The 437-nt window shown below is 68.0% G+C and carries 1 protein-coding gene; it reads right to left on the bottom strand.

From position 1 onward, the window contains the following. On the bottom strand, window positions 1–415 hold a 415-nt coding region (locus R0J87_RS18580; protein WP_498888037.1), incomplete at its 3' end, for a hypothetical protein. Window positions 416–437: the final 22 nt, after the last annotated feature.

Here is a 437-nt window from a genome sequence, read left to right on the forward strand (position 1 = left end):
CCGCGGCCTCCGTCCCGTCGTAGGCTTGCAGCGTGCCCGCGTTCGTGCCGGCAGTAATCAGAAGGAACAGCACGTCGCCGTCGGGGTGGAAGAACGGCCACGCGTTCGTCGGGGTGGTGTCGGAGCGGACGACGGCGTTGGACACCTCGGCGTTCTGGTTCGGGTCAATCGACTCGATGATCGTGTCGAGAAGCTGTATCTGGCTGCTGCCGCCGCTTGGCCGCGTTGCACTCCACCTGCCAATCCCCGTCCGCTGCCCGCCTCGGTTGCGTCGCTCCAGCGCGTCGTAGGAGCGCACGTTGAGCGCGTCCGGTGTGGTCGTCGGCGGCTGCACCCCGTAGGGCGAGTTCTCGTCGATGCCTTGGACCGGGAAGGGCAGCGGGATCGGGGACTTGGCCGGCCGGCCGTTAGCCAAGCATCACCTCTCAGGCGCGATC

It is taken from the genome of Halomonas sp. SIMBA_159 (genome assembly GCF_046536035.1).
Taxonomy (GTDB): domain Bacteria; phylum Pseudomonadota; class Gammaproteobacteria; order Pseudomonadales; family Halomonadaceae; genus Vreelandella; species Vreelandella venusta_A.